Source organism: Proteus sp. G2626, assembly GCF_009915985.1.
Lineage (GTDB): Bacteria > Pseudomonadota > Gammaproteobacteria > Enterobacterales > Enterobacteriaceae > Proteus > Proteus vulgaris.
This window is the reverse complement of sequence record NZ_JAABNH010000012.1, coordinates 1-5,046: the sequence shown is the minus strand read 5'-3', so window position 1 is coordinate 5,046 and position 5,046 is coordinate 1. Positions and strand designations below refer to the sequence as shown.

Annotated in this window: 5 protein-coding genes and 1 pseudogene; all 6 read right to left on the bottom strand. The window is 36.3% G+C overall.

Features of this window, described 5'->3' with window-relative positions; translation table 11 throughout:
- Nucleotides 1–689, bottom strand: a pseudogene (locus GWJ05_RS06695) (RHS repeat-associated core domain-containing protein); the annotation flags it as partial.
- A gap of 112 nt (nucleotides 690–801) precedes the next feature.
- Complete coding sequence (locus GWJ05_RS06690) at nucleotides 802–1,545, bottom strand: hypothetical protein (protein ID WP_036939814.1); 744 nt, start codon at nucleotides 1,543–1,545, stop codon at nucleotides 802–804.
- 22 nt (nucleotides 1,546–1,567) lie between these two features.
- On the bottom strand, nucleotides 1,568–2,626 hold the full coding sequence (locus GWJ05_RS18725) for an RHS repeat domain-containing protein (RefSeq protein WP_337247518.1): 1,059 nt from the start codon (nucleotides 2,624–2,626) through the stop codon (nucleotides 1,568–1,570).
- 116 nt (nucleotides 2,627–2,742) lie between these two features.
- Nucleotides 2,743–3,105 carry an imm11 family protein gene (locus GWJ05_RS06680; RefSeq protein ID WP_036939226.1) on the bottom strand — a complete coding sequence of 121 codons (363 nt, stop codon included), beginning with the start codon at nucleotides 3,103–3,105 and terminating at the stop codon, nucleotides 2,743–2,745.
- Nucleotides 3,106–3,321: 216 nt separating this feature from the next.
- Nucleotides 3,322–3,864 carry an SMI1/KNR4 family protein gene (locus GWJ05_RS06675; protein ID WP_036939224.1) on the bottom strand — a complete coding sequence of 181 codons (543 nt, stop codon included), beginning with the start codon at nucleotides 3,862–3,864 and terminating at the stop codon, nucleotides 3,322–3,324.
- A partial coding sequence (locus GWJ05_RS06670) for an RHS repeat-associated core domain-containing protein (RefSeq protein WP_202612559.1) occupies nucleotides 3,861–5,046 on the bottom strand: 1,186 nt, incomplete at its 5' end. The genes GWJ05_RS06675 and GWJ05_RS06670, both read right to left, overlap by 4 nt.

Genomic DNA, 5,046 nt, shown 5'->3' with positions numbered 1-5,046 from the left:
TAGTCTTGATAACCTTTGGCGGTGATACGGCGAGTGACACGGCCTTTTTGTTGCTGCTGCGCCAGTTGTAAAAACGCACCTTGCGCATCAGATGGAATAAACTGATGCTCTGTGATGTTCAGATTGTTATCGTACTGAAACTTCTCGCTTTGGCATTCAAACTGGTTGCTGTATTGGGTTTCAACAATTTGGTCGTTGGCGTTATAGCGATATTGTGTGCGGTTCCAGCGAGCATCATCAATATTGATCAGATTAAAGGCTTTATCGTATTGATAACCTCGATGAACATCAGTCGACATCGGTGGTTGAAGCGGATTATCGTGTAATGACTGTAAAAAGGACTCCGTTCCCCGTCCTGCACGTTGATGGGCCAATAATCCGGTGGCGGTGTAATGGCTGGAGTTGGCAAAACCCGCTTGGCTTTGGCGTAAAAACTCTTGGCCTAATGCGTTGTAGCTAAACTGCAAGGGCGCATGTTGATTGACTTGCAGTGAAGTCAGTTCATGAAGTTGACCAAAGGCATAATTAAGTTCACGCTCACCAAAGCGGGTTTGGGTGAGAATATCGTGCTCCTCATCCCATTGATGCGTAATCTCTTGTCCATTAATACGCTCGCAACATAAATGTCCTTGGTCGTTATACTCAAATTCCACCACCGAATCAGGATTGGTGGCACGAATAAGTTGCAAACGTTCATTGTATTGATACGTGGTTGTAGAAAGGCACTTATGCTCAATATCATCAGCAAGCCAAATGCTTTGTTCGGTGACTAACCCTGTCTCATCATAATGATAACGTAGCTCATGACTTATTTTCTACATTTATTATATTACAATCATTATCTACTAGAATGGACATAAAAACATCATAATAACTATGATTAATTGGACTAATTCGTTCCAGAAATTCTTTTAATTTTTTATCATTTTTAATATAAATATTTATTTTATTTCCGTTTGCTGTGAGATCGCCTAATAGATCATTAAATCCATAGAAATCTTTCCCAATATATCCTTTTCTTCCCCAAAATGCTTCGCCAAGCATACAGAAAAAATCAAGAATGTTATTTACGTTATCTAAATTAATGTGAGGGTTTAATATTATATTTTTATTTGATGGTAATGTTTGTTGCCAATATAGGCATGAATTTAACCATATTTTTTTTGATTTTTCACATTTATTGTTTCTCCAGTAAAATATTTCATTTCCATTTTCCCATTCTTTTAAAATATTATAAATAGCCAATGGTGGTAAATCAGTTGTTTTTATCGTTAATGATAAATTTTGACCTTCATTTAACTTGATTTCATTATCTAACAAATTACTATCAAACTCATAAATACATGTGTTATTTATATAAAATGATATGTTAATTATGTCATTTGTTTTTATTTTGATACTGTCGGAAATCTTTATTTCATCTGATTTAATTAGAAGAAAAAATATATTCTCATTGTCAATATGGTTTAAGTCTAAGATATCAAGATTATATGCTGAGATAATTTCCACCCCATTAATACATATATAGTATTTTGTATGTTCCACTATGCTCGCCTTAAGTTAAATATTATTTAGTTGGTTTATGTCCTGGATATTTACCACCATCGGGATACCATGGGCTCGGAAATTTATAGACTTTTTCATAATCATGATTCAATACATACCCATATACTTTTTGACCATTTGGTAATGTCTGCTCAAGAATACGATGGTGAGGGTCGACACCTTTTCCAGTATGAACAACTCGCCACTCTTTTGCACCAATCCAGAATTTATTGGTTTTTCCTTTTCTATCTTCTAAGGTTTTTTGAATCCCTGTATTAGCATGTACTCTTGGTGTACCTTCACCAGTAATAATTTTTTCATATTCTTGCCTAATACTTTTAGGTACTGGATTGAATGATGACAACTTAAGAAGCTTATCACAATCCTCACCCGCCAACCCAAACGGATCAACCCACCCAACTGGACAATGCACGTACCCATACGGATTAAAGCCGCCTAATAATCCGATGGGGTCAGGCGAAATATATTGCCCTGTGTCCTTATCATAATAGCGAGAGCGATTGTAATACAAGCCACTTTCTTTATCTTCATATTGTCCGGCAAACCGAAAATGACATTCGGTATATTCGGAGTCGTTATTGGCATAATCATTATGGGATTGCCAAAACGCCATTTGTCCCCAGGTATTTAAACGTCCTGCCCAGCTGACAATCCCTTTTTCGCTAAAGATTTCGCGTGGCGTGCCTTGATGGTCAGTGACGACATAATGCAGTTTTCCACGTTGATAACGGGCTGTTGGAGTAATTTCACCGGGTTGATAGAGCCACTGGATTTGAGCATCATAAGCCGGTGTGCCATCGGCATAAATCGGGGTTTCTTGCACCATCTGGTCGCCAGACCACAGGTAATCAACACGCTGAACACGTTTATTTTTAAACGGTGAATTGGGCGGTGAAATAGGGCGATTATCGACCACCTTGCTTTTACTGAAGCGTCGCCCAAAGGCATCGTAAGTGTAGCGCCAGCATTCTCCTTCAGGATTAAAACAGGCGATAAGTTGGTTAAGCGTATTCCATTGGTAATACCACGTTTTTGCCCGAAAACCGTGTTGGTGAACCACTTTTTGCGTTAATCGACCATTAATGTCGTAGTGATAATTATAAATAGAGTAAAATTAGATGATGTTACAAGGCTGGATAGACCAATAAGTTTTTCCGGCTTGAGTCTAAATGTAGGCTAATATTTTGTTGAAAAATTAATTCCTGTAATGCTTAATTTATTTATTTCTTTAAAAAGCTCTTCATTTAGAATCAAAATTCTTGAAAATGATTTAGTCAATATTACGATTGGTTCATTATTTAGTATATCTTCGTTTATAACTAGTTTCTCTATTTCATCAAAATAACCACGATCCATCGTATAGATGGATTTTTCTTTATCAATAAAATCTATGTCACATAGTACATGAGCAAAATAAAAACTATTCTCATATATTGTTTTTTTATGGATAAGAGAAACAGGAAAGTATTCTATTTTAGAATTAAATCTATCAAATATATCATTTAACTCTTTGGAAACTATTAATATTGGGTCACTCATAAAAAATCAGTGGACTTATTTTTAGATATTACTTTTACCATTAATCTAGGAAAGTTATTTCCTAATTTTTCAGGTAAAGATACTTTATAGTCTAAAATCTCTTGTATGTTTTCGACTTCAGCATCTGTATAATATTCATCTTCATATGTTTCTTCTATAATATAATACATATTGCACTAGATATTTATTATAATAAGATTTTTTGTTAACTTAAAGTTAAAAGTCAAGATAACCACCTATAGCTTTTGAGGGCGAAATGTTATTTTCTATTTCAAGCTTATCAATAAATTCTTTAAAGTCATGAGCAACTAATGTTAATCCTGAAACAATTTGTTCACTCTTAAAAAGGGAGGATTCTTCATGATCCCAAAACCATATAGTGCCTTTCATATTTCCTTGGGTACATATACATATTTGATTTCCACCAGATGAAAAACCAATGGGTATTAATTTCATTTCAAGATCATTTTTATACGTTTCAATCATTTCAAAAATAGTATATTCATTATTAATATTATTTAAACCATAAAAATAATCGATAGTATCAAATCCTTTATCATCGGCCCATGGTGAAGATTCAATACCTTTGAAAATTACTATTGCATCAAATTTTACATTACTACCAAAATATAATAAAAAATCATGATAATTCTTAGGTAATACACCTGTTATTCTCTCAAGATTTTCTAAAAGGGTGATTTTTTTACTTACTTCAATGGAAGTAAACCTTACTTTTAAGGATTTAAGCTTGTATATCATTTTTTACCTTTATTTGAGTTTCTCATATCGGATGCTGAACCGATGTGTGGAACGTTTCCATGCAAATCAGTTGGTACTAAAATTATCTCTGTTGTGCTAAAGTGATGTGGAGTAATTTTATTTGTTGATAACAAATCTTTAGCCGCAGTTTGTGTTATTCCTTTTTGCTTAGCAATATATTTATATACTTCTGTAAAGTCATTTCTACTTCCATCAAGAACACCAGCTTCAAATATTATAGAACCTTTGGACCAAGGTGAAAAATCTGGCCGACCATTTAAAAATGGCACAGGCTTACCACCAGTGACAGCATTAACAAGTTTGTTATTAGAGAACCAGTTGCTTTCTCCTGGTACACCATCCCAATATCCATTGGTTTTGGGGAGGCGAGTTCCACTCAACCCAAACGGATCAACCCACCCAGTTGGACAATGCACATACCCATACGGATTAAAGCCCCCTAATAATCCGATAGGGTCAGGTGAAATATATTGCCCAGTATCCTTATCATAGTAGCGAAAGCGATTGTAATACAAGCCACTTTCTTTATCTTCATATTGTCCGGCAAACCGAAAATGACATTCGGTATATTCGGAGTCGTTATCGGCATAATCATCATGAGATTGCCAAAACGCCATTTGTCCCCAGGTATTTAACCGACCCGCCCAACTGATAATCCCTTTTTCGCTAAAGATTTCGCGTGGCGTGCCTTGATGGTCAGTGACGACATAATGCAGTTTTCCACGTTGATAACGGGCTGTGGGAGTGATTTCGCCGGGTTGATAGAGCCACTGGATTTGAGCGTCATAAGCCGGTGTGCCATCGGCATAAATCGGAGTTTCTTGCACCATCTGGTCGCCAGACCACAGGTAATCAACACGCTGAATACGTTTATTTTTAAAGGGTGAATTGGGCGGTGAAATAGGGCGATTATCGACCACCTTGCTTTTACTGAGTCGTCGCCCAAAGGCATCGTAAGTGTAACGCCAACATTCCCCATCAGGATTAAAACAGGCGGTAAGTTGGTTCAGCGTATTCCATTGGTAATACCACGTTTTTGCTCGAAAACCGTGTTGATGAACCACTTTTTGCGTTAATCGACCATTAATGTCGTAATGGTAGTCTTGATAACCTTTGGCGGTGATACGGCGAGTGACACGGCCTTTTTGTTGCTGCTGCGCC

What these genes read in the sequence shown, in the direction of transcription:
- GWJ05_RS06680 (WP_036939226.1), bottom strand. Translation starts at nt 3,105, where the DNA reads ATGAGTGACCCAATATTAATAGTTTCCAAAGAGTTAAATGATATATTT.
- GWJ05_RS06675 (WP_036939224.1), bottom strand. Translation starts at nt 3,864, where the DNA reads ATGATATACAAGCTTAAATCCTTAAAAGTAAGGTTTACTTCCATTGAA.